This is a genomic window from Streptomyces sp. NPDC050508 (assembly GCF_040655155.1).
GTDB lineage: Bacteria > Actinomycetota > Actinomycetes > Streptomycetales > Streptomycetaceae > Streptomyces.
In genome coordinates this window covers 68,300-90,607 of record NZ_JBFAJJ010000012.1, presented here as the reverse complement: position 1 = coordinate 90,607, position 22,308 = coordinate 68,300, and the positions used below count along the sequence as shown (strand labels likewise).

The 22,308-nt window shown below is 70.1% G+C and carries 20 protein-coding genes; 10 read left to right on the top strand and 10 right to left on the bottom strand.

The window, feature by feature from the left end:
- Positions 1-10: 10 nt before the first annotated feature.
- Positions 11-925: a LysR family transcriptional regulator gene (locus AB0I69_RS30880; RefSeq protein WP_363099013.1), complete on the bottom strand. Its 915-nt coding sequence runs from the start codon at positions 923-925 to the stop codon at positions 11-13.
- A gap of 90 nt (positions 926-1,015) precedes the next feature.
- On the opposite strand from AB0I69_RS30880, the gene AB0I69_RS30875 reads away from it, so the two are divergent.
- A complete protein-coding gene (locus AB0I69_RS30875) occupies positions 1,016-2,356 on the top strand; it encodes an aminotransferase class III-fold pyridoxal phosphate-dependent enzyme (protein WP_363099012.1) in 1,341 nt (446 codons plus the stop codon).
- A complete protein-coding gene (locus tag AB0I69_RS30870) occupies positions 2,353-3,882 on the top strand; it encodes an amino acid permease (protein ID WP_363099011.1) in 1,530 nt (509 codons plus the stop codon). The genes AB0I69_RS30875 and AB0I69_RS30870 overlap by 4 nt, the downstream gene beginning before the upstream one ends.
- Before the next feature lie 77 nt (positions 3,883-3,959).
- On the opposite strand, the gene AB0I69_RS30865 is transcribed toward AB0I69_RS30870, so the two are convergent.
- Complete coding sequence (locus AB0I69_RS30865; RefSeq protein ID WP_363099010.1) at positions 3,960-5,417, bottom strand: MFS transporter; 1,458 nt, start codon at positions 5,415-5,417, stop codon at positions 3,960-3,962.
- 137 nt (positions 5,418-5,554) lie between these two features.
- Between AB0I69_RS30865 and AB0I69_RS30860 the strand changes: the two genes are divergently transcribed.
- Positions 5,555-6,133, top strand: coding sequence for a helix-turn-helix domain-containing protein (locus AB0I69_RS30860; RefSeq protein WP_363099009.1), 579 nt, complete (start codon positions 5,555-5,557; stop codon positions 6,131-6,133).
- A 51-nt stretch (positions 6,134-6,184) separates the two neighbouring features.
- Here the strand turns inward: AB0I69_RS30860 and AB0I69_RS30855 are convergent, their stop codons facing one another.
- The 7 genes from AB0I69_RS30855 to AB0I69_RS30825 all read right to left on the bottom strand — a co-directional run bounded on the left by AB0I69_RS30855 (position 6,185) and on the right by AB0I69_RS30825 (position 13,590).
- Complete coding sequence (locus AB0I69_RS30855) at positions 6,185-7,369, bottom strand: TerD family protein (RefSeq protein ID WP_363099215.1); 1,185 nt, start codon at positions 7,367-7,369, stop codon at positions 6,185-6,187.
- A gap of 111 nt (positions 7,370-7,480) precedes the next feature.
- Positions 7,481-8,470: a zinc-dependent alcohol dehydrogenase family protein gene (locus AB0I69_RS30850; RefSeq protein WP_363099008.1), complete on the bottom strand. Its 990-nt coding sequence runs from the start codon at positions 8,468-8,470 to the stop codon at positions 7,481-7,483.
- Positions 8,467-9,315, bottom strand: coding sequence for a carbohydrate ABC transporter permease (locus AB0I69_RS30845; RefSeq protein WP_363099007.1), 849 nt, complete (start codon positions 9,313-9,315; stop codon positions 8,467-8,469). Before AB0I69_RS30845 ends, AB0I69_RS30850 begins: the two co-directional genes overlap by 4 nt.
- Positions 9,312-10,250 (bottom strand): sugar ABC transporter permease, encoded by a 939-nt coding sequence (locus AB0I69_RS30840; protein WP_363099006.1) that lies wholly within the window; start codon positions 10,248-10,250, stop codon positions 9,312-9,314. Before AB0I69_RS30840 ends, AB0I69_RS30845 begins: the two co-directional genes overlap by 4 nt.
- Positions 10,247-11,617 carry a sugar ABC transporter substrate-binding protein gene (locus AB0I69_RS30835; RefSeq protein ID WP_363099005.1) on the bottom strand — a complete coding sequence of 457 codons (1,371 nt, stop codon included), beginning with the start codon at positions 11,615-11,617 and terminating at the stop codon, positions 10,247-10,249. The genes AB0I69_RS30840 and AB0I69_RS30835 overlap by 4 nt, the downstream gene beginning before the upstream one ends.
- Before the next feature lie 109 nt (positions 11,618-11,726).
- The gene (locus AB0I69_RS30830) at positions 11,727-12,497 is read right to left on the bottom strand and encodes a DeoR/GlpR family DNA-binding transcription regulator (RefSeq protein ID WP_363099004.1); all 771 of its coding nucleotides are present in this window, start codon (positions 12,495-12,497) and stop codon (positions 11,727-11,729) included.
- 268 nt (positions 12,498-12,765) lie between these two features.
- Positions 12,766-13,590: an NAD(P)-dependent oxidoreductase gene (locus tag AB0I69_RS30825; protein WP_363099003.1), complete on the bottom strand. Its 825-nt coding sequence runs from the start codon at positions 13,588-13,590 to the stop codon at positions 12,766-12,768.
- Positions 13,591-13,841: 251 nt separating this feature from the next.
- Between AB0I69_RS30825 and AB0I69_RS30820 the strand changes: the two genes are divergently transcribed.
- Together AB0I69_RS30820 and AB0I69_RS30815 are read left to right on the top strand one after the other, a co-directional pair.
- Complete coding sequence (locus tag AB0I69_RS30820; RefSeq protein ID WP_363099002.1) at positions 13,842-14,783, top strand: 5-dehydro-4-deoxyglucarate dehydratase; 942 nt, start codon at positions 13,842-13,844, stop codon at positions 14,781-14,783.
- Positions 14,780-15,943 carry a hypothetical protein gene (locus tag AB0I69_RS30815; RefSeq protein WP_363099001.1) on the top strand — a complete coding sequence of 388 codons (1,164 nt, stop codon included), beginning with the start codon at positions 14,780-14,782 and terminating at the stop codon, positions 15,941-15,943. Before AB0I69_RS30820 ends, AB0I69_RS30815 begins: the two co-directional genes overlap by 4 nt.
- Here the strand turns inward: AB0I69_RS30815 and AB0I69_RS30810 are convergent.
- Complete coding sequence (locus AB0I69_RS30810) at positions 15,880-17,139, bottom strand: MFS transporter (RefSeq protein ID WP_363099000.1); 1,260 nt, start codon at positions 17,137-17,139, stop codon at positions 15,880-15,882. The two genes, AB0I69_RS30815 and AB0I69_RS30810, sit on opposite strands and share 64 nt — an antisense overlap.
- Positions 17,140-17,325: 186 nt before the next feature.
- On the opposite strand from AB0I69_RS30810, the gene AB0I69_RS30805 reads away from it, so the two are divergent.
- The 5 genes from AB0I69_RS30805 to araD all read left to right on the top strand — a co-directional run bounded on the left by AB0I69_RS30805 (position 17,326) and on the right by araD (position 22,246).
- Positions 17,326-17,916 carry a TIGR03086 family metal-binding protein gene (locus AB0I69_RS30805; RefSeq protein ID WP_363098999.1) on the top strand — a complete coding sequence of 197 codons (591 nt, stop codon included), beginning with the start codon at positions 17,326-17,328 and terminating at the stop codon, positions 17,914-17,916.
- A gap of 140 nt (positions 17,917-18,056) precedes the next feature.
- Positions 18,057-18,806, top strand: coding sequence for an MBL fold metallo-hydrolase (locus tag AB0I69_RS30800; protein ID WP_363098998.1), 750 nt, complete (start codon positions 18,057-18,059; stop codon positions 18,804-18,806).
- A gap of 133 nt (positions 18,807-18,939) precedes the next feature.
- The gene (locus AB0I69_RS30795; protein ID WP_363098997.1) at positions 18,940-19,623 is read left to right on the top strand and encodes a GntR family transcriptional regulator; all 684 of its coding nucleotides are present in this window, start codon (positions 18,940-18,942) and stop codon (positions 19,621-19,623) included.
- Complete coding sequence (locus AB0I69_RS30790) at positions 19,620-20,528, top strand: dihydrodipicolinate synthase family protein (RefSeq protein WP_363098996.1); 909 nt, start codon at positions 19,620-19,622, stop codon at positions 20,526-20,528. Before AB0I69_RS30795 ends, AB0I69_RS30790 begins: the two co-directional genes overlap by 4 nt.
- Positions 20,516-22,246 carry an L-arabinonate dehydratase gene (gene araD, locus AB0I69_RS30785; protein ID WP_363098995.1) on the top strand — a complete coding sequence of 577 codons (1,731 nt, stop codon included), beginning with the start codon at positions 20,516-20,518 and terminating at the stop codon, positions 22,244-22,246. Before AB0I69_RS30790 ends, araD begins: the two co-directional genes overlap by 13 nt.
- The last annotated feature ends 62 nt before the right edge of the window (positions 22,247-22,308 follow it).

Below are 22,308 nucleotides of genomic sequence, written 5' to 3'. Positions count from 1 at the left end.
CGCGTCGGGGTCAGCCGCGCAGGTGCGGGCCGCCTCCGTCCGCCGTGACTCGGGCCGCGATCCGGGCGAAATTGGCGGCGGACCGGGGTGCGTCCTCGCGGTGCACGACAGCTACCTCGCAGTCGGCCATGCCCTCGATGGGTACGTAGCGGACGCCCTGCCGGCCGTAGAGGCGGGCGACGGATTCGGGGACCACGGAGAGGCCGCGGCCGATGGCCACGGACTGCAACTCGGCCTCGAAGGTGGCCGCTTCGTGGGTGATGTTCGCCGGGATGTCGCGGTAGGAGGCGAGGATCCAGTAGTCCCGCCAGGCGTTGTCGCCGGGTGCCGCGACGATGGGTTCGGGGAGGACCTGTTCGACGGTCACCCGAGGCAGTGCCGCGAAAGGGTGGAGTGCGGGGACGCAGGCCACGCACCGCTCGCTGAGCAGGGTGGTGGTCACCGCGTCCGGCACTCCGTCCAGCGGCGGCCGGACGAGGGCGACGTCCGTCTCCCCGCTGTCGAGGCCGCCGTTGGGGGAGGCGAAGTCGTACTCGGTGAGTTCGACGGTGACATCGGGGTACTGGTCGGCGAACGCCCGCAGGATCGCGGGCACATGATCGACGGCGGCCCCGATCAGGTAGCCGACGCGCAGCCGGCCGAGTTCGCCGCTCGCCATCCGCGCGGACTGTTCCATCGCCACGTCGAAGCGGTCGAGCACGGCCTGCGCTTCGACGAGGAAGCGTTCGCCGTCCGGGGTGAGGGCGGTGGAACGCGTGGTCCGGGCGAACAGGCGGATGTTGAGCGCCGTCTCCAGCTGACGGATGGTGTGGCTCAGCGAGGGTTGCGCGATGTGCAACTGCTCGGCGGCCCGGGTGAAGTTCGCCGTCCGGGCGACGGCGACGAACGCGCGCAGGTGCCGAAGCTCCACATTCATAGACGCCATCTATGAAGTCTACGGAATTCGGTCTTTCACAGGAGCCCGACCCCGCTCCTAGCCTGCGGAGACACAGCTCACACCCGAGACGGAGTCGCCGTGACAGACACCCTCATCCATCAGGAACAGGTCCACGCCCGGGGCCGCGAGGTCCTGCTGCACGAGCCGGCGGGCGGCGATCCGGACAAGCTCACGCTCGTGAAGGCACGCGGCTCGCTCGTGTGGGACGAGGCGGGCAGGCAGTACATCGACTGCACCGCGCAGGCCTGGTCGAACAACCTCGGTGCCAACGACCCGCGCGTCATCGAAGCGGCGATCGAGCAGACCCGGCAACTCACCCACGCCCGGCCGACGTTCCACACCCCCGCCCTGCTGGAACTCGCCGAACTGCTCGTGTCGATAGCCCCCGCCGGTCTCGACCGCGTCGGCTTCACGCTGCACGGCTCGATGGCGGTGGAGATGGCGCTCAAGCTCGCCCTGCGCAACCGCCCCGACGCCCGGCACGTGGCCGTCCTGCACGACGCCTACCACGGCCGCTCGATCACCACCATGGCCGCGAGCTGGCCCCACCCGGGCAACGCCTTCGGGATACTCCAGCCGCAGTTCCTCCGGCTCCCGCGGCCCGACCAGTACCGGCCGCGCCCCGGCCTGACCGCGGACCAGGACACCGAGCTGACACTCCAGATCGTCCGCGACATCCTCACCAAGGGCACCGAAGGCCCCGTCGCCGCGCTGATCTACGAGCCCATCCAGGGCAACGGCGGCCACAACGCCTTCTCCGCGCGCTGGCACCGCGGCATCCGCGAGATCTGCGACGAACTCGGCATCATGCTGATCATCGACGAGGTACAGACCGGCCTCGGCCGCACGGGCAGCATGTGGGCCGGCGACCACTACGGCATCGAGCCCGACGTCCTCGTCTTCGGCAAGGGCGTCGGCGGCGGCTTCCCCCTCGCCGGAGTACTGGCCAAGGACCGCTTCGCCGCCTTCCTCCCCGGCGACGACCAGCTCACCTTCGGCCAGTTCCCCGTCTCCGTCGCCGCCGGCCTCGCCGCCGTCCGGGCGATCATCGACGACGGCCTGTGCGACCGCGCCGCCGCGCACGGCGAGTACGCCACCGGACGGCTGCGCGAGATGCAGACCCGCCACCCGCTCATCGGCGACGTACGCTCACCGGGACTGATGGTGTCGATCGAGCTGGTCCGCGACCGGGTCACCAAGGAGCCGGCCACCACCGAGGCACACGCCGTGTTCGAGCTGGCCCAGCAGCGCGGCGTCATCTTCGGCGAGAGCCGCTACGCCGGACTCGGCAACCTGATCAAGGTCAAACCGCCGCTCGACATCAGCCGGGACCACCTGGCGACCGCCCTCGACGTCCTGGACGAGGTGCTGACCGAGGTCGAGAAGACCGCCGGGACCAGGACGGGAGAGCTGTCATGACCGCTGCCGAAGACCTGCCGGCGAGAACCACCGATGCCGACGACCTCGCGGCGCTGGGCTACGGCCAGCAGCTGAACCGGTCGATGAGTTCCTTCACCGCGTTCGCGCTCGCCTTCTCGATGGTCTCGATCAACACCGGCATCGTCACCCTGTTCACCGACCCGTTCTCGCGGGTCGGCGGCGCGGCGGTGCTGCTGTGGCTGCTGGTCCTGCCCATGGTGCTCACCCTGGTCGCGGTCTACGCACACCTGTCGGGGCGGATGCCGATCACCGGCTACGCCTACCAGTGGTCCAGCCGCTTGGTGGGGCCGCACTTCGGCTGGTTCACCGGCTGGATCGCGCTGGTCTCCTTCCTCGCGGGCACCGCCGGGACCGCCGCGGCGGTTGGCACGGTCTTCGCCCCGGAGATCTGGCGGCACCCGACCACCCACCAGATCCAGGCGCTGTCCATCGGCTGCACCCTCGTCGCCGCCGCGCTCAACATCATCGGGGTCAAGGTCGCGACCCGGATCAACAACATCGGTGCGTCGATCGAGTTGATCGGCACGTTCGTCCTGGTGCTGGTCCTGGCCGCGGGTGTCCTGGTGTTCTTCAAGCACACCCAGGGCCTGGCGATCCTCGCCGACGCCAAGCCGCTGACCGGGAAGCCGGTCACACTGACGAGTGTCGCGCTGGCCGGTCTGCTGCCGGTCTACGTGCTCCTCGGGTGGGAGGGCGCGGCGGACCTCGCCGAGGAGACGGTCGACCCGCGCAGGGCGGCGCCACGCGCCATGTTCCGCTCGGTCGTCGTCTCCGGGATCATCGGCTTCGTGGTCTTCGCCCTGCTGGCGATGGCTCTGCCGAGCAGTCCTGCGGCCTTCCTGACCGGATCGGAGAACCCGGTCCTGAAGCTCGTCTCGCAGCAGGTCGGGCCGTTCGCCCGGGCGCTGATGATCGTGGTGGCCTTCGCCTCCATCTTCGCCTGCCTCATCGCCAACATGGCGGTCGCCACCCGGATGGTCTTCGCGCTCTCCCGGGACAACATGCTCCCCGCGTCGAAGGGCCTGCAGCGCGTCGGGCGGCGCAGCAGGGCCCCGATCACGGCCATCGTCGCGGTCACCGTCGTGGCCGTCGTACTCAACCTGCTCAACTCCGGTCTCGTGGGCAAGATCTACGCGATGGTCGGGCTCACCTACTACCTGACCTACGCGCTGACGATGACCGCCACGGCGGTCGCCGAACGACGCGGCACGATTCCCGCGGCCACCAAAGGGGTCTTCGACCTCGGCCGCTGGCTGAACCCCGTCGTCGGGTTCGCACTCCTGTGGTGCGGCATCGTCATCGCCGTGCTCACGTTCCCCGCGGAGAACAACCAGAACGCGGTGACGGTGTCGGTCGTCCTGGCTGTCGGCTTCCTGTGGTGGGCGCTCGTCCTGCGGCGCCGTCTGAACGCCGGTACCGCCGGGCCTCCGGGCGCATCCCGGACGCTCAAGAGCCTAGACACACGAGCGGCCGAGCAGAGCGCCGGTCCACCGCCGGCGCACTGAACGGAACCATGTGCTCCGGGTGCGCAGGTGACGACGGTCCCTGCGAACCCGGAGCGCTGATCCGCCCGGCGAACCCGTCAGGAAGACGCGCTCCGGGCAGCCCCCTCGGTCTTCCTGCCGGTGATCACGAACGCCGACACCAGCAGCGCGGTCAGGGCGATCAGCGCGCCGACGCCGAACGCGCGGGCCGAGCCGTGGACGAGGACGGCGGACGGCGATCCGGTCGCGTGCCGGGTCGCCGTGCCGTAGACCGTGACCAGGATGGCCAGGCCGAGGGTGCCGCCGAGCCACTGCAGGGTCTGGAGAAGGCCCGAAGCGGCGCCCGCCTCGCGGGGCTCGATGCCCGCGAGGATCGTCGCGTTGAGCGGCATGAAGCTGAGGCCGACGCCCATGCCCATCAGGAGCAGGGGGCCGAGGAGACCGGTCAAGTAGCCGTCGCCGGGCCGGAGTTGCCAGAGCCACCCCGCCGATGCGACGAGCAGGGTCATGCCCGTCAGCAGGATCGGCTTGGCGCCGTGGCGGCCGAGCAGACGCGGTACGAAGCGGACGACCGTGAACATCGCCAGGGTCAACGGCAGGAAGGCGAAGCCCGCGCGCAACGGGCTGTAGTCCAGGACCCGTTGACTGATCAGGGTGAGGAAGTAGAACGCGCCGAACATGCCCGCGGGCAGCAGCAGGACGCCCACGTAGCCGCCCGCCCGGTTGCGGTTGGCGAACAGGCGCAGCGGCATGATGGGTTGGGCGGCGCGGGACTCGACCAGAGTGAAGCCGGCCAGCAGGGCCGCCGCGGCGCTGAACCCCAACAGCGCCTGGAGATCGCCCCAGCCGTCCGAGGAGACCCGGATGAACGCGTACACCAGTGAGGTCATCCCGGCGGTGCCGGTGAGTGCGCCGGCCGCGTCGAACCGCCCTGCGTGCCGCGGGGTTTCGCCGACGAAGCGGGGCAGTGCCAGGGCCACGGCGACGCCGATCGGCACGTTGATCAGCAGGGACCAGCGCCAGGACGCCCAGGAGGTCAGCATGCCGCCGATGACCAGGCCTATCGAGGCGCCGATGCCGGCCATGGACGTGTAGATGCCCAGCGCGTGGTGACGGCGCGGGCCCTCCGGGAAGTTGGTGGTGATCAGGGCGAGCGTGTTGGGCGCGATGAGCGAGGCGCCCACGCCCTGGAGCGCGCGGGCCGCGAGCAACCAGGCGCTGTCGGTGGCCAGTCCGCCGAGCAGGGAGGACGAGGCGAAGAGCAGCACGCCGATCGTGAGCGTACGGCGGCGGCCGACGATGTCCCCGACCCGGCCGCCGAGCAGGAGCAGCCCGCCGAAGGCGAGCGTGTAGGCGTTGAGGACCCAGGACAGGCCGGTGGGGCTGAAGTCGAGGTCCTTCTGGATGTCGGGCAGTGCGACGTTGACGACGGTGGCGTCGACGCCGACCATCAGGTAGGCGGTGACGATGACGAAGAGGACGGTCCCGAGCCTGGCGGCCCGGGGTGGTGCGGAGAGAGCATCGGGGGTGGTGGACGGTGCGGACGGGGTGGACATGGAGTTCTCCCGGTCTGGCGTCCCCGCGTGAAAGGCGTGCGGGCAGCACGGACTGCCCGCAGAGATAAGCGGGGACTGTCTCCGTTTAATACTCGGTAAGATACGGAGACGGTCCCCGGTTCGCAAGGAGTATCTGGATGGCGCAGGTCAGACCCATGCGCGCGGACGCCCGGCGCAACTACGAGCGGCTGCTGGCGGTGGCGGCGGAGGCTTTCGCCGAGCACGGGGAGAACGCGTCCCTCGACGACATCGCCAAGCGTGCGGGCGTCGGATCGGGCACGCTGTACCGGCACTTCCCGACCCGGCAGGCGCTGCTGGAGGCGGCCTACGTCGACCGGATCGAGGCGCTTGCGTCCCGCGCGGACGAGCTCGCGAAGGAACTGCCGTCGGGCGAGGCGCTGGCCGAGTGGCTGTACGAGGTGTGCGTCGGCACGATTCAAGTGCGGGGCATGAAGGCCCTGTTGGGCTCGGCCGTGACGGACGGCGGCAATCTCGCGCTCACGGCCTGCGGCACGCATATGAAGGGCGCGGCGCAGCGGCTGGTGGAGGCGGCGCAGCGGGAGGGGACCCTGCGTCAGGACATCGAGCCGATCGAGGTCCTGCGGCTGGCCCACGGGGTGTCCACGGCTTCCGAACTGGCGGACGGCCAGGGGAAGTTCATCCGCCGCTACCTGTCCCTGCTGACGGACGGGCTACGGCCCCCGGCCGGGGGCTGAAAAACGCCGGGCGCCCCTCGAAAGGGGCGCCCGCAGCGGTCGTAGAACTGCCTACAGTGCCTGTGCCGCAGGCTTCACCATGCCTCTCACCGTGCGGGACTTCACGAAGTCGCCCATCGCTGTCATGTCCCACTCGCCGGAGAACTGCTTGATCAGCTTGGCCATCATCACGCCGGTCTGGGCCTCGGCGCTGGTGAGGTCGAAGCGGACCAGTTCCTCGCCGGTCGCGGCGTCCAGGAGGCGGCAGTAGGCCTTGGCGACCTCGGTGAACTTCTGGCCGGAGAAGGAGTTGACCGTGAAGACCAGGGCGGTGACATTCTCGGGGAGGCGGCCGAGGTCGACGACGATCACCTCGTCGTCACCGCCGCCCTCGCCCGTGAGGTTGTCACCGGAGTGCTTCACCGCGCCGTTCAGAATCGACAGCTTGCCGAAGTAGCAGCTGTCGATGTGGTTGCGCTGCGGGCCGTAGGCGATGACCGAGGCGTCCAGGTCGATGTCCTTGCCGCGGAACGCGGGCTCCCAGCCGAGGCCCATCTTGACCTGGGAGAGCAGCGCGCGGCCGCCCTTGACCAGGGACACCGTCTGGTTCTTCTGGAGGCTGACGCGGCCCTTGTCGAGGTTGATCTTTCCGGCGCCGAGCGGGGGTGCGGCGGGCGGGGCCGGGGGAGCGGCGGGTACCGGGGGTGCCACCGGGGTCTGCACCGTGGGGGTGGGCGGGGCCACCGGCGCCGGAGCCGCGGCCGGCTCCTCCACCGAGACGCCGAAGTCGGTGGCGATGCCCGCCAGGCCGTTCGCGTAGCCCTGACCGACCGCGCGGGCCTTCCAGACACCGTTGCGCAGATAGATCTCCACGACCACCAGTGCCGTCTCGGCGCCGAGCTGCGGGGGCGTGAAGGTGCCCAGGACGCTGTTGTCGTCCGCGTTGCGGATCGTGGCCGTGGGCTCGATGCCCTGGAAGCTCTGGCCGGCCGCGTCCGGGCTGGCGGTGACGACGATCTTCTCGATGCCCGGCGGGACGGCGCCGGTGTCGACGGTGATCGCGTCGGGTGCCGTACCGCCGCCGGAGCGGTACGTCACGCCCTGGCCCGTGGGCTGGTTGTAGAAGATGAAGTCGTCGTCGGAGCGCACCTTGCCGTCGCCCGTGAGCAGCAGGCCCGATACGTCGAGCCGCACCGGGGCGGCGACGTCCACCGTCACGCGCGCGGCGGAGAGAGGGATGTTCGAGCCGGGGGTCATAGCTGTCATGACTGGTGAACGCGCGAGACCATTTTGCCGTTCCCTTACCAAGCGGCCAATTGGTGGAACCCCGAAACCCCGGCCCGGACCCCTCCTGAAACCTCCGATTCCCTATGGAATCACCACGATCTTCCGGCCCACTCCGGCCGCGAACTGCTCCAGCGCCTGCGGGTAGCGCTCCAGCTCGATCCGGTCGCTGATGAAGATCTCCGGGTCGAGGACCCCGTTCGCGAACAGCTCCGCCGCCCGCTCGAAGCTGTGCAGCACCGCCATGGAGCCGGTGATGGTGATCTCCTGGTTGTAGATGCGGTACGGGTCGATCGACACCCGGGTCGCGTAGTCGGCCACCCCGAACTGAAGGAACGTGCCCGCCTTCGCCACCCGCTCCAGGCCGTCCTGGATCGCCGCCGCGTTGCCGGTCGCGTCGACGACGAGGTCCCAGCCCTGCGGCCGGTCCAGCTCGTCCGCGTTCGCCGCGGACCCGGAGACACCCAGCGTGCGGGCCGTCTCCAGGCGGGCCGGGTTCAGGTCCACGATGTCGACGCTCGCCGCACCGGTGCGCTTCGCCAGCTCCAGCATCATCAGGCCCATGGTCCCGGAGCCGTAGATCAGGACGTGCGCGCCGAGGCGTGACTTGAGGACGTCGTAGCCGCGCACCGCGCACGACAGGGGCTCTACGAGGGCCGCGTCCTGGGTGCGTACGTGCTCGGGGAGCTTCACGCAGTTCGCCACGGGGGCGAGTGCGTACTGGGCCGCGCCGCCCGCCGTGGTGACGCCGATCGCGGCCCAGCGTTCGCAGAGGTTGTTGTGGCCGTTGCGGCACTGCCGGCACTCGTAGCAGTAGAGAGACGGGTCCACGGCCACCTGGTCGCCGACCGAGACCTCGGTGACCTGGGTGCCGACCGCGACGATCTCGCCGGCGAACTCGTGGCCCGGCACGATCGGCAGCTTGGGCGCGAACTCGCCCTGGAGGATGTGCAGATCGGTGCCGCACAGCCCGCAGGCGGCGACCTCGACGACGACCTCGCGGGGGCCCGGCGTCGGGTCCGGGACCTCGGTGACGACGGCGCGGCCCACGGACTCGATGACGGCGGCCTTCATTTGACGGCTCCCAAGGAGAGGCCCTGGACCAGCTTGTCCTGGGCGGCGAACCCCGCGGCGAGCACCGGCAGGGAGATGACGAGCGACGCGGCGCACACCTTGGCCAGGAACAGGCCCTGGCTGGTGATGAAGCCGGTCAGGAAGACGGGGGCGGTTTCCGCCACCACGCCTGTGAGCACGCGGGCGAACAGCAGCTCGTTCCAGCTGAAGATGAAGCAGATCAGGGCGGTTGCCGCGATACCGGGGAGGGCGATCGGGGCCACCACGCGCGCGAGGATGGTCGGCAGCCGGGCGCCGTCGATCTGTGCCGCCTCGATGACGGCGACCGGGACCTCGGCGAGGAAGGACTGCATCATCCACACCGCGATCGGCAGGTTCATCGAGGTGTAGAGGATGACCAGGAGCCAGATGTTGTCCAGCATCCCGGCGTTCTTCGCGAACAGGTAGATCGGCAGCAGGCCCGCCACCACCGGGAGCATCTTCGTGGACAGGAAGAAGAACAGGACGTCCGTCCACTTCTTCACCGGACGGATCGACAGTGCGTAGGCCGCCGGGAACGCCAGCAGCAGCACGAAGAGCGTCGAAGCCACCGACGCGACCAGCGAGTTGACGAGTGCGGGCCAGGGGCTCGCGCCGCCGCCCGTGCCGAAGAACTCCCGGTAGCTGTCCAGGGTGAGGGCGGCCCCGAAGGACGGCGGGTTGGTCGCCGCGTCGGTCTCCGAGTGGAAGGACGTCAGCGCCATCCAGGCGATGGGCAGGAAGAACACGATGCCGAGAAGCCAGGCCACCAGGCCGAGGCCCGAGCCTTTGCGGCGGGCACGCGCGCGTACGGCGATGCTGCTCATGCGCGGGACGCCTCCTCACGGAACAGGGACGACACGACGCGCAGGGCGAAGGTCGCGATGATGATCGAGCCGATGACGACCAGGACGCCGGCCGCCGAGGCGAGGCCGTTCTCGTGGGCCTGGTAGAAGCTCTGGTAGACGGTGTAGGGCAGGTTGGCGGTGCCCAGGCCGCCCGACGTGATCGTGAAGACCGCGTCGAAGTTCTGCACGATGTAGATCGAACCCAGCAGACCGCCGAGTTCGAGGTAGCGGCGCAGGTGCGGGAGGGTCAGGTAGCGGAAGACCTGCCAGTCGTTCGCGCCGTCCACCTTCGCGGCCTCGATCTGCTGCTGGTCGCGGCTCTGCAGCCCGGCCAGCAGGATCAGCATCATGAACGGCGTCCACTGCCACACCAGCGAGGCCTCCACCGCGAGCAGCGGGTTGTTGGAGATCCAGTCCGGCTGTGGGCCGCCCACATAGTGCAACAGCCCATTGAGCAGGCCGTATTCAGGGTTGTAGAGCACATGCTTCCAGAGCAGGGCCGCGGCCACCGGCACCACCAGGAACGGGGCGATCAGCAGGGTGCGGACGAAGCCCCGGCCCCGGAACTTCCGGTCCAGGAGCAGCGCGAGGAGCAGGCCCAGGACCAGGCTGGCCAGCACGACCGCGACGGTGAGCAGGACGGTCGTCCACACGGAGTGGCGCAGGTCGGCGTCGCTGAGGACCTGCTGATAGTTGTCGAAACCGGTGAAGTGGCGGGCCTTCGGGTAGAGGGCGTTCCAGTCGAAGAAGGAGATCACCAGCGTGGCCACGAACGGGAGTTGGGTCACGACGATCATGAACACGAGGGCGGGGAGCAGCGGGGCGCGGGTGGCCCAGGCGCGCAGCCGGTCGGAGGGCGGACGCGCGGTGCGTGCTGGAGCGGCGGCCAGAGGGGCCGTTGTCGTGGCGGTCATCGTCCCTCGTACTCCTTGGAGATCTTCTCGGCGAGTTTCTGGGAGTTCTTCAGGGCCGAGTCGACGGACTGGCGTCCGGCGATGGCCGAGCTGATCTCCTGGGAGACCTTGGTGCCGAGGTCGGTGAACTCGGGGATGTCGACGAACTGGATGCCGGGCGCGGGCCGCGGCTGCACGCCGGGGTCGTTGGGCTTGGCGCCCTCGATGGCCGCCTTCGTCATCTCCTGGAAGGCGGCGGCCTCCTTGACGTAGTCGGGGTTCGTGTACGTCGAGGCGCGCTTGCCGGCCGGCACGTTGGACCAGCCGTCCGTGTCGCCGACCAACTGCTCGTACTCCTTGCTGGACGCCCAGGACACGAACTTCCAGGCCTTGTCGGAGTTGTGGGACGCCTTCTGGATGCCCCAGGCCCACGTGTAGAGCCAGCCGGAGGAGTCGGTCTTCTCGACGGGGGCGGGGACGTAGCCGATCTTGCCCTTCACCGGGGAGCCCTTGGCCTCCAGTGATCCGGCCGCCGAGGTGGCGTCGTACCACATGGCGACCTTGCTCTGGGTGATGTTGTTGAGGCACTCGGCGAAGCCGGACTGGGCCGCGCCGGACTCACCGTGCTTGCGGACGAGGTCGACATAGAACTTCGTCGCCTGCTCGAACGCGGGGGAGTCGAGCTGCGCCTTCCAGTCCTTGGTGAACCAGGTGCCGCCGAAGGTGTTCACGACGGTGGTCAGCGGCGCCATCAGCTCGCCCCAGCCGGGCAGTCCGCGCAGACAGATGCCCTTCATGCCCGGCTTCGCGCCGTCGACCTTGGCGGCTATGTCGGCCACCTGGGTCCAGGTCGGGTGTGCGGGCATGGTGAGGCCCTTATCGGCGAGCACGTCCTTGCGGTACATCAGGAAGGACGACTCGCCGTAGAACGGCTGCCCGTAGAGCTTGCCGTCGTCCGCGGTCAGGGACTCCCGCATCGGCTTGAGGATGTCCTGCTCGTCGTAGGCCGGGTCCTTCGCGACGTACGAGTCCATCTCGTGCAGCCAGCCGTTGCGGGCGTAGATCGGGATCTCGTAGTTGGAGAGGGTCGCGACGTCGTACTGGCCGGCCTGGTTGGCGAAGTCCTGGCTGATCTTGTCGCGGACGTCGTTCTCAGGCAGCACCGTGAAGTTGACCTTGATGCCGGTCTCCTTCGTGAAGTGCGGGGCCAGCTTCTGGAGTTCGGTCATCTGGGGGTTGTTGACCATCAGGACGTTGATCGAGTTGCCGCCTGATCCGGCGCCGCCCGCTCCGACCCAGCAGCCGGAGAGCAGCGGGGCGAGCAGCGTCCCTACGGCGGCCAGGGCGAGCGTGGCTCGCGGCGGCCGTCGTCGGCTCTGGGTTCGCATGGATCGCTCCTGCAGATATGGGGAGATAAAGGCGCGAGCCGGGCATGGCTGCGCCCTACGTGGAGAGTGAGTTGGAATTCCAAACGGCGTTCTAGATGCTCGTGACGCTCTAGACGCGTATGACCTGTGGCCCCAGCAGTGAGTAGCGGTGGGCTTCGGCCGACGGGAGCAGCGTGCTTGTGACGATCGTCTCCAGGGCGCCGATCTCGGCGAACCGGCAGAAACTGACCGCCCCGAACTTGGTGTGGACGCCCGCGAACACGGTGCGCCGGGAGGCCCGGATGGCCTGTGCCTTGACCTCGCTGACCGCGGGGTCGGGCGTGGTCAGGCCGTGTTCGCGGGAGATGCCGTTGGCGCCGATGAAGGCGAGGTCGAGGACGAAGCCGGCGAGCATCTTCGTCGTCCAGTGGTCCACGGTGGCGAGGGTGCCGTGCCGGACCCGGCCGCCGAGCAGCAGCACCGAGGTGTTCTCGGCCTCGGCGAGTATGCCCGCCACGGGCAGGGACGCGGTGACCACGGTCAGCGGTCGGTCCCTGGGCAGCGCCTCGGCGATGAGTTGGGGGGTGAAGCCCTCGTCGACGAAGACCGTCTCGGCGTCCCCGAGCAGCTCGGCCGCGGCGACCGCGATCCGGCGCTTCTCGGGAACGTGGCTGGTGGCGCGGAAGGCGAGCGTCGTCTCGAAACCGGCGCTCTCCACGGGGTAGGCGCCGCCATGGGTCCTGCGGACCAGCCCGTGGTCCTCCAGGGCGCGCAGATCGCGCCGTACGGTCTCCTTGGCCACGCCCAGCTCGGCGGCGAGCGCGGTGACGTCGACCGAGCCGGTGCGGCGCGCGACCCGCACGATCTCCCGCTGACGTTCCTCCGCCGAACTCGTGCTCATGGCCGACACCGCCTTCCCGCTCATCTGGAGTACTGCCCGTTCGGGCCCGGTGGGACCCTTGGGGGAAGTTCTACAGCGGGTGCGCGGCACTGACCAGGCCTGTTGCACGCCCGATGCTGCCCGTGTGTGACCGTTTACCGTGAGGTGTGCCCGTCGCGGACCTGCGCGGCTGTGCGCCGGGGCGTGGGATCGGGCAGCTTCCGTGCCCGAACACGGCGGCGGGCGGGCCCGTTCGGTGCCCGCCCGTCGCCGTGGAGTCCCTTTTTCGTCAGTACGGCCAGATCGGCGGGTCGTTCACGAAGTGGCCGCCCAAGTAGGCGTGCGCCTCGACGCCCGGCCGGAGCTCGCCCTGCTCGGCGACGATCTTCTCGGCGTACGGCTCGGAGTCGTCCTGCGGCTCGTAGCCGAGCGCCCGCGCGGTCGAGAGGTCCCACCACAGACGGGTGTTGGCGGAGGAGCCGTAGACGACGGTGTGCTGTACGTCCTCGGCGGTCAGGGCCGCGTGGAAGAGGCGGGCGCCGTCGGCGGGGCTCATCCAGACCGACAGCATGCGCACGTTGCGGGGCTCAGGGAAGCAGGAGCCGATGCGCACGGAGACGGTCTCCAGGCCGTGCTTGTCCCAGTAGAGCTGCGCGAGGTCCTCGCCGAAGCACTTGGACAGGCCGTAGAAGGTGTCGGGGCGGTGCGGGGTGTCGACCGGGATGAGCACCCTTGAATCAGGAGGTGTGTCGTGCTGCGGCCTCGGGGTGTAGCCCACCGCGTGGTTGGAGGACGCGAAGACGATGCGGGGGACACCCTCCTCGCGGGCGGCCTCGTAGAGGTTGTACGTGCCCTCGATGTTCGACTTGAGGATCTTGTCGAAGGAGGCTTCCAGGGAGATGCCCGCGAGATGGACGATCGCGTCGACGCCCCGTACCGCCTCGCGGAGCGCCGCCCGGTCGGAGAGGTCGGCGGTGATCGCGTCCGGCTCGCCCTCGATCGGGTTCAGATCCAGCAGGCGCAGGTCGTAGCCGTAGGAGGGGAGCAGGTCCCGCATCAGGGTGCCGACTCCGCCTGCGGCGCCGGTGAGCAGGACGGTGCGGGGAGCGGGCATCCCAGGTCTCCTTGGGGTCGATGACGGATCGGGTCGGAGCTACGGCCTCATCCATGAATCATATTCACATGCGTGGACAAGCTAGGGATCGGTCGTCGTGTCCGTCAAGTGTCGCGTGGACCTGGGAAATCTGCTTCCTTCTTGCTCATTTGCCTGCTTGACCCGCCCTGAGGCGGCTCCTTAGGGTGAGGTTGTTCAGAGATGTAGACATTGATCAGAAGAACGTACGCGCCTTGTTCAAGGGAGAGCCCGTGACGCCAGCCCCTCTCGCCGACCGGCTCAGTATCCCCAGCGGGCCGCTGTTCTTCCCCGTCACCGCCTACGGCCCCGACGGCTCCGTCGACCTCGACGTCTACCGCGCACATGTCCGCCGGGGTGTCGAGGCCGGTGCCGCCGCCGTGTTCGCGTGCTGCGGCACCGGGGAGTTCCACGCGCTGCTGCCCGAGGAGTTCGAGGCGTGCGTCCGGGCCGCGGTGGAGGCGACGGAAGGCCGGGTGCCGGTGGTCGCGGGCGCGGGCTACGGCACCGCGCTCGCCGTACGGTACGCACGGCTCGCGGAGTCCGCCGGGGCGGACGGCCTGCTCGCCATGCCGCCGTACCTGGTGGTCGCCGGCCAGGAGGGGCTGCTGCGGCACTACCGGGAGGTGGCCGCGGCGACCGCGCTGCCGGTCATCGTCTACCAGCGCGACAACGCCGTGTTCACCCCCGCCACGGTCGTCGAACTCGCCCGCACCGACGGCATCATCGGCTTCAAGGACGGCCTCGGCGACCTCGACCTGATGCAGCGGATCGTGAGCACCGTACGCGCCGAAGTCCCGGGCGACTTCCTGTACTTCAACGGACTGCCGACCGCCGAACAGACCCAGCTCGCCTACCGGGGCATCGGCATCACCCTCTACTCCTCCGCCGTGTTCTGCTTCGTCCCCGAGATCGCGCTCGCCTTCCACCGGGCACTCGCCACCGGCGACGACACCACGGCCAACCGCCTCCTGGACGGCTTCTACCTGCCGTTCGTCGAACTGCGCGCCCAGGGCCGCGGTTACGCCGTCTCGCTCGTCAAGGCGGGCGTGCGGATGCGGGGGTTGGACGTCGGCGAGGTCCGCCCACCGCTGACCGAACCGACCGAGGACCACGTCAAGCAACTCGCCCAACTCATCGAGCGCGGCTACGCGTTGATCGAGGAGGGCGCGTGAAGGCGTCGGCTTTCGTCTACCCCTGGGACGTCAACGGCGACCCGGAGGCGGGCGGCAGGATCGCCGAACTCGGCGTCCAGCAGGCGACCCTCGCCTCCGCGTACCACTCCACGCGCGCGCTGACCCCCCGCCACCCGCGCCACCGCATCGTCACCGCCGAGCACGCGGCCGTCCTGTACCCCACGGACACCCGTTGGCAGGGGCGGGAGTTGAGGCCGTACGCGGCCGGCGACTGGGCCCCCGGCGACGCCTACGGAGAGGCCGCCGCCGCCCTCGCGGACGCGGGCCTTGAGGTGCACACCTGGGTCGTGCTCGCCCACAACTCCCGCCTGGGCGCCGACCATCCGGACACCTCGGTGGTCAACGCCTACGGCGACCGCTACCCCTGGGCACCCTGCATCGCCCAGCCCGCCACGCGCGCGTACCTCGTCGACCTCGCCGCCGAGGCGGCCGTACGACCCGGCGCGCGCGGCACCGAACTGGAGTCCCTCGGCTGGTACGGCCTCACCCACCTGCACGCCCACGACAAGACCGCCGGAATCGGCCTCGGGGACGCCGGCCAGTACCTGATGTCCCTGTGCTTCTGCCCGACCTGCCGACAGGGCTACGGTGAACAGGGCGCCGACGCCGAGGAGTTGGCGTCCGCCGTACGCGCCGCACTCGAACCGGTGTGGCAGGGGGCACCCTCCGACGGAGGCTGGGCGGGGGTCGAGAAACTCCTCGGCGACGCGCACGCGACGACCACGCGTGCATGGCGTGACGACAGGGCCCGCACGCTCCAGGAGACGGCGGTCGCCGCGGTCCGGGCCGCCGCGCCCGACGGCTTCCAGGTGCTGCTGCACGCGGACCCGGTCTCGTACCACGTCGGCGCCAACGCGGGCGTGGACCCCCGGTACATCCTGTCCGTGGCCGACGGCGTGGTCGTGCCCTGCGCGGGCGGCACGGGACTGCTGACCCCGTTCGCCGAACAGGCCCGCGACGGCGCCGTGTTGGCCGCCAACTTCACCGTGGTCTCCGGAATGGGGGGACGGCCGGGAGCGCTGGCGGCGGACGCGGCACGGGCGCGCGGGCTCGGGGCGACCGAACTGCGGCTCTATCACGCGGGGTTGGCGTCGGACGGAGACCTGGCGGAGGTGCGGTCGGCGCTGGCCGGGCTCTGAGCGCGGGATGCTCCCGTCCCGAGCAGCGCCAGTGAAGCGCTCGTTGTGAGCAACGCCAGGCCGATCAGGACCAACAGGAGCCGGTAGTCGGCCAGTTCGACCAGCGCCGCCCCCGCCGCCAGTCCGATCACGTTCGGCGTGAAGATCAGGGTGTTGGCGGTGGCGGTCGCTCGGCCGAGCAGCGGACCCGGCAACTCGCCCTGCACAGCGGTGAACGCGGCGATCAGTACGCACGGCAGCCCCAGTCCGATCGCCGCGCTGCTCGCCAGGACCACCGGGTCGGACGGCACCGCCCGAGCGGCCACCGCGACCGCCGTGAGCGCGATCCCGGCCGCCCCGAACCGACGCGCGCCGAGCCGGCGTAGCGCGGGCCCGGAGACCAGTCCGACCGCCACCGAGCCGGCGCCCTGGGCCGTGTACAGCACGCCGGTGTAGGTCGGGGCGTGCCCGAGGGCGTCGACGAGCGCGTAGGTCGTACTGCTGCTCAGGGAGGCGAGGAACATCGTGGCCCCGCCCGCCAGGACCAGCGGGCGCAACAGGGGATGTCGCCACAACTCGCGTACGCCTTCGGCGGTTTGCGTCCGCCAGGTGCCGGTGGGGCGCTCGGGCCGCTCCTCGTGCGCGCGGACGAACAGCCACAGGCCGGCCGCCAGCGCGAACGTGACCGCGTCCAGAGCGGCCACCGTAGGCCCGCCGAACGCGGCGTACAGGCCCGCGCCCGTCAGCGGCGCGACCAGTTTCATGCCCTCCACGGCCGTCATCCGCAGGCCGTTGAAGTCGCCGAGGAGGTCCCGGTCGACGACGGTGGCGAGGAGGGCCGACTCGGCGGGGTCCTGGACGACGATGGTCGTGCCGTAGACGAACAGGACGGTGAACAGGAGCCACAGGCCGGCGCGGGAGTGGACGCCGAAGAGGGCGAGGAGGAGGGCGGCCAGGCCGAGGTTCGTCCAGATCAGCAGCGGTTTGCGGCGGACCCGGTCGGCGATCGTGCCGAGGGCCGGGCCGAACAGGGTCGGCGCCCAGATCGCGAACACGCAGAGCGCGGCCAGGCCGTTCGAGCCGGTGAGGTCCTTCACCCACACGCCGGCCGCCAGGTTCATCGCGGACGAGCCGAAGGCGGACACGACCAGGCCCACGAAATACAGCCCCGCGTTGCGGTCCCGGAGGATGCGGGTCACCGTCCAGTTTGTCGTCATGCCTGGTCATCGTGGGTCTAAGGCGGAGGTGGCGGCATCGGGCAGGTGCCGTAGAAATGCGTGGGGGTGGGGGTGCGGTGGGGGTGCGGCGGGGTGCGGTGGGGGTGCGCGATGAGTTTCGGGGCCGCTGTCGGTCTACCTCATGAGCGGAGTCCAATCCGCTTTCGGCCCCCTGAGGAGATTCGCATGACCGACGACACGATCCTGGACCTCGGCCCGCAGACCCGGGTCATCGCGCGGCTCGCCGAGGGGGTGACCGACGAGCAGCTGACGGACGGGACGCCGTGCCCCGAGCTCGCCGTACGCAATCTGGTGGGGCACGTGCTCGGGCTGTCCGTCGCCTTTCGCGACGCCGCGCGCAAGGACCTGGGCGCCACGACCGACACCAATCCGGGTGCCGCCGCGCCGGACATCGGCCCCGGCTGGCGCGAGGAACTGCCCAAGGCCCTCGATGACTTGGCCGAGGCCTGGCGCGACCCGGCCGCCTGGACCGGCATGACCCGCGCGGGCGGCGTCGACCTCCCCGGCGCGGTCGCCGCAGCGGTTGTCGCCGACGAACTGGTCATCCACGGCTGGGACTTGGCGGTGGCCACCGGCCGTCCCTACGAGCCCGATCCGGCCGCGCTCCAGACGTCGTACGGCTTCCTCCTCGCGGCCACGCAGGACCCGAGCCGCGGGGGAGGAATCTTCGGCCCGGTGGTCCCGGTACCGGACGAAGCGCCGCTGCTGGACCGGGCGTTGGGGCTCAGTGGGCGTGACCCGGGGTGGAAGGCCTAGGCGCCCCACGCCCAGGACCCCGCGTAGCCGGACCCCGGCGAACGCCCCGAATCCGGCCCATAGCCCACCTCGCCCCCAGCCTCCACAGACCGCCCCGAAATATGAGCGCCGTGGGTCCCGGAACCGTACTCTTCCCCACCATGCCTCTCAGTCTGACCGTCCTAGGCACCGCCTCCCCGCATCCGCGTCCCGGCCGCCCGTGTTCCGGGTATCTGCTGCGCGGCGGCGGCGCTGAGGTGTGGGTGGACGCGGGGACGGGGACGTTCGCCGAGTTGCAGCGGCACATGGATCCGGCGCGGCTCACCGCGATCTGGATCTCGCATCTGCACGCCGACCACAGCGCCGATCTCCTCGCGGCGGCCTACGCGTTCGCCTTCGGCGGGATGACCCCGGCCGCACCGATCCCGCTCTACGCCCCGCAGGACTGCGCACGCCGGCTCGCCGGGTTCTTCGGGCAGCCGGACGTACGGTTCCTGAGCGGTGTCTTCGACTTCCGGCCGCTCTACGACGGCCACGCCGTCCGGCACTGGAACCTCCGGCTCACCGCACGCGCGGTCGCCCACGACACCGAGGCGTACGGGCTGCGCGCCGAGTGCCAGGGGAGTGTCCTGGGGTACTCCGGGGACAGTGGACCCTGCGAGGCGCTCGCCGAACTCGCGGGCGGCGCCGACGTGTTCCTCTGCGAGGCCGACATCGACCGGCATCGCGAAGGCGAACGGCAGGTCCACCTCACGCCGGAAGACGCGGGGGCCTGCGCCAAAGGCGCGCGCGAACTCCTCATCACCCACGTGGGACCCACTCTCACCCGCGAAGCGGCCCTGGAACGCGCCGCCGCGATCTTCCCCGGCCGGACCTCGGCCGCGCTCGAAGGCGTCACCAAGACCGTGTGAAGCGCTTTCTCGTTCCTTTGTCAGAAGCATTGACGAAACACAGGGCCGCTCCTACCTTCAACGCGTCGTACTTCATACGTCATATATGAGACGCGATACGCGACCGCAGCCACGTGACATCCGAGAGGCGCGCATGACCTCTGTGCCCACGCCGATCCCGTCCCGCACGCAGTTCGTGCTGGAAGGGATCAAACACCGCATCCTCACCGGGCAGTTGACGCCAGGTCAGCCACTGGTCGAGACCGACCTCGCCGCACAGTTCGGGGTGTCCAAGACCCCGGTGCGCGAGGCGCTCAAGACCCTGGCCGGTACCGGGCTCGTCGTGATGAACCAGTACAAGGGCGTCACGGTGCGCATGGTGGACGCGGACATGGCGCGCGAGGTGTACGACGTCCGACTGCTCCTCGAACCCGAGGCGCTCCGGCGTGCCGTACGACGCAACGCCTCCCTGGACGCCGCGCGCGACGCCCTGACCATGGCCGACGAGGCCACCGACACCGCCGAACGCTCCCTCGCCAACCGGGAGTTCCACCGCGCCCTGTACCTGCCGTGCGGCAACCCGCTGCTCGGCCGGATGCTCGACGAGGTCCGCGACCAGGCCGCCCTCGTCTCCACCGTCGCCTGGGCCGCCTCGCCCTCCTGGGAACGGGAGGCCGGCGAACACCGGGAGATCCTGCGGCTCGCCCTCGACGGTGACGCGGACGGCGCGGCCACCGCGCTGCACGCCCACATCGCGTCGTTCGTGCAACGGGCCTTCCCCGGCACGGAGTTGGAGACCCAAGGGCGGGACACCCACGGAGAGGACGGTCGGGCATGACGGCGGCGTTCGAGACCCAACGGGCAGCCCTGGCCGACGTGGTGGCGATCCCGGTGACCCCGTTCGCCGAGGACGGCACCGTCGACCAGGACACCCACCGGGCCCTGCTGCGCCGCCTGCTCGACGGCGGGGTCAAGATCCTCACGCCCAACGGGAACACCGGCGAGTTCTACGCCCTCACCCCTCAAGAGCGCCAGCTCGTAACCGAGTTGACCATCGACGAGGCGGGCCGGCGCGCCGCGATCCTCGTCGGCGTCGGGCACGACGTACCCACCGCCATCGCCTCCGCCCGGCATGCCCGCGACCTCGGCGCCCAGATGGTGATGGTCCATCAGCCCGTCCACCCCTACGTCTCGCAGGGCGGTTGGGTCGACTACCACCGCGCCATCGCCGAGGCCGTGCCCGACCTGGGCGTCGTCCCGTACATCCGCAACGCCCAACTCCTCGGCGACCGCCTCGCCGAACTCGCCGACGACTGCCCGAACGTCATCGGCGTCAAGTACGCCGTCCCCGACGCGGCCCGCTTCGCCGCCTTCGCCCGGGACGCGGGGCTCGAACGCTTCGTGTGGGTGGCCGGGTTGGCCGAACCGTACGCGCCCTCCTACTTCTCGGCGGGCGCCACCGGCTTCACCTCAGGGCTCGTGAACGTCGCCCCGTCCGTTTCGCTGAACATGATCGAAGCGCTTCGATCAGGGGACTATCCGGGGGCGATGAAGGTGTGGGAGCAGATCCGCCGTTTTGAGGAACTAAGGGCCGCAAACGGCTCCGCGAACAACGTCACGATCGTCAAGGAAGCGCTTGCGTCCCTCGGGCTCTGCCGCCGCGAGGTCCGCCCGCCCAGCAGGCCCCTGCCCGAGAGCGAGCGCGCCGAAGTCGCCGCGATAGCCGCCGGATGGTCCATATGAAGGCACCGGAAGAGCTCAGAAGCCACCAGTGGTACGGCACCGACGGGCTGCGCTCCTTCAGCCACCGGGCCCGGACCCGCCAGCTCGGCTACCTCCCCGAGGAACACCTCGGCAAGCCCGTCATCGCGATCCTCAACACCTGGTCCGACATCAATCCCTGTCATGTGCACCTCCGTGAGCGCGCCCAGGCGGTGAAGCGGGGCGTGTGGCAGGCCGGCGGCTTCCCGCTCGAATTCCCGGTCTCCACCCTCAGTGAGACCTTCCAGAAGCCGACCCCGATGCTCTACCGCAACCTCCTCGCGATGGAGACCGAGGAACTGCTGCGGTCGTACCCCGTGGACGGTGCCGTGCTGATGGGCGGCTGCGACAAGTCCACGCCCGCGCTCCTGATGGGTGCCGCCTCCGTCGACCTGCCGACCGTCTTCGTCCCCGCCGGGCCGATGCTGCCGGGCCACTGGCGCAACGAGATCCTCGGCTCCGGCACCGACATGTGGAAGTACTGGGACGACAAGCGCGCCGGCCTCATCGGCGAGTGCGAGATGACCGAGTTGGAGAGCGGCCTCGCGCGTTCGCCCGGGCACTGCATGACCATGGGGACGGCGTCCACGCTGACGGCGGCGGCGGAGGCGCTGGGCGTGACCGTGCCGGGCGCGTCGAGCATTCCCGCCGTGGACTCGGGGCACGATCGGATGGCCGCGCAATCCGGCATGAGGATCGTTGAACAAGTCCACAAGGGGCGTGTTCTCTCGTCGATCCTCACCCAGGAAGCCTTCGAGGACGCCGTCACCGCCGTCCTCGGCCTCGGCGGCTCCACCAACGCGGTGATCCACCTGATCGCCATGGCCGGCCGCGCGGGCGTCCACCTCACGCTCGACGACTTCGACCGCATCGCCCGCACGGTCCCGGTCCTCGCGAACGTACGGCCCGGCGGACGGACGTACCTCATGGAGGACTTCCACTTCGCCGGCGGCCTCCCCGGCTTCCTCTCCCGGATCACGGACCTGCTCCACCTGGACCGGCCGACGGTCTCGTACGACACCCTGCGCGAGCAGCTCGACGGCGCCCAGGTGCACAACGACGACGTGATCCGCCCGCGCGACAACCCGGTGGCGAGCGAGGGCGGGGTCGCCGTCCTGCGCGGCAACCTCTGCCCCGACGGCGCGGTGATCAAGCACATCGCCGCCGAACCGCACCTGCTCAAACACACCGGCCCCGCGGTCGTGTTCGACGACTACCGGACCATGCAACGCACCATCAACGAACCGGAGTTGGGCATCACCGCCGACAGCGTGCTCGTGCTGCGCAACTCCGGCCCCAAGGGCGGCCCCGGCATGCCCGAGTACGGCATGCTCCCGCTCCCCGACCACCTCCTCAAGCAGGGCGTCCGGGACATGGTCCGGATCTCCGACGCCCGGATGAGCGGGACGAGTTACGGCACGTGCGTGCTGCACATCGCGCCCGAGTCGTACGTCGGCGGACCACTGGCGCTCGTCAGGACCGGGGACGCCATCACCCTGGACGTCGAGGCGCGCACCCTCCAACTCAACGTGGACGACGAGGAGTTGGAGCGACGGCGGGCGGAGTGGACGCCACCGCCCGCACGGTACGAGCGCGGCTACGGCGCGCTCTACAACGAACAGATCACCCAGGCGGACACCGGCTGCGACTTCGAGTTCCTGGCCCGGCCGGGCAAGGTGCCTGATCCGTACGCCGGTTGAGCACCTTCCCATGCCTGTAAAGCAAGCGCTTCCTGCACTGAGCGTCCTGTACTGAACGGAGA

Bases quoted from the DNA above. Each gene is read 5' to 3' on its own strand.
- AB0I69_RS30865 (WP_363099010.1), bottom strand. From the start codon at position 5,417: ATGTCCACCCCGTCCGCACCGTCCACCACCCCCGATGCTCTCTCCGCA.
- AB0I69_RS30795 (WP_363098997.1), top strand. From the start codon at position 18,940: ATGACCTCTGTGCCCACGCCGATCCCGTCCCGCACGCAGTTCGTGCTG.
- AB0I69_RS30810 (WP_363099000.1), bottom strand. From the start codon at position 17,139: ATGACGACAAACTGGACGGTGACCCGCATCCTCCGGGACCGCAACGCG.
- AB0I69_RS30880 (WP_363099013.1), bottom strand. From the start codon at position 925: ATGGCGTCTATGAATGTGGAGCTTCGGCACCTGCGCGCGTTCGTCGCC.
- AB0I69_RS30790 (WP_363098996.1), top strand. From the start codon at position 19,620: ATGACGGCGGCGTTCGAGACCCAACGGGCAGCCCTGGCCGACGTGGTG.
- AB0I69_RS30860 (WP_363099009.1), top strand. From the start codon at position 5,555: ATGGCGCAGGTCAGACCCATGCGCGCGGACGCCCGGCGCAACTACGAG.
- AB0I69_RS30825 (WP_363099003.1), bottom strand. From the start codon at position 13,590: ATGCCCGCTCCCCGCACCGTCCTGCTCACCGGCGCCGCAGGCGGAGTC.
- AB0I69_RS30840 (WP_363099006.1), bottom strand. From the start codon at position 10,250: ATGACCGCCACGACAACGGCCCCTCTGGCCGCCGCTCCAGCACGCACC.
- AB0I69_RS30800 (WP_363098998.1), top strand. From the start codon at position 18,057: ATGCCTCTCAGTCTGACCGTCCTAGGCACCGCCTCCCCGCATCCGCGT.
- AB0I69_RS30835 (WP_363099005.1), bottom strand. From the start codon at position 11,617: ATGCGAACCCAGAGCCGACGACGGCCGCCGCGAGCCACGCTCGCCCTG.
- AB0I69_RS30855 (WP_363099215.1), bottom strand. From the start codon at position 7,369: ATGACCCCCGGCTCGAACATCCCTCTCTCCGCCGCGCGCGTGACGGTG.
- araD (WP_363098995.1), top strand. From the start codon at position 20,516: ATGGTCCATATGAAGGCACCGGAAGAGCTCAGAAGCCACCAGTGGTAC.
- AB0I69_RS30845 (WP_363099007.1), bottom strand. From the start codon at position 9,315: ATGAGCAGCATCGCCGTACGCGCGCGTGCCCGCCGCAAAGGCTCGGGC.
- AB0I69_RS30870 (WP_363099011.1), top strand. From the start codon at position 2,353: ATGACCGCTGCCGAAGACCTGCCGGCGAGAACCACCGATGCCGACGAC.
- AB0I69_RS30805 (WP_363098999.1), top strand. From the start codon at position 17,326: ATGACCGACGACACGATCCTGGACCTCGGCCCGCAGACCCGGGTCATC.
- AB0I69_RS30850 (WP_363099008.1), bottom strand. From the start codon at position 8,470: ATGAAGGCCGCCGTCATCGAGTCCGTGGGCCGCGCCGTCGTCACCGAG.
- AB0I69_RS30830 (WP_363099004.1), bottom strand. From the start codon at position 12,497: ATGAGCACGAGTTCGGCGGAGGAACGTCAGCGGGAGATCGTGCGGGTC.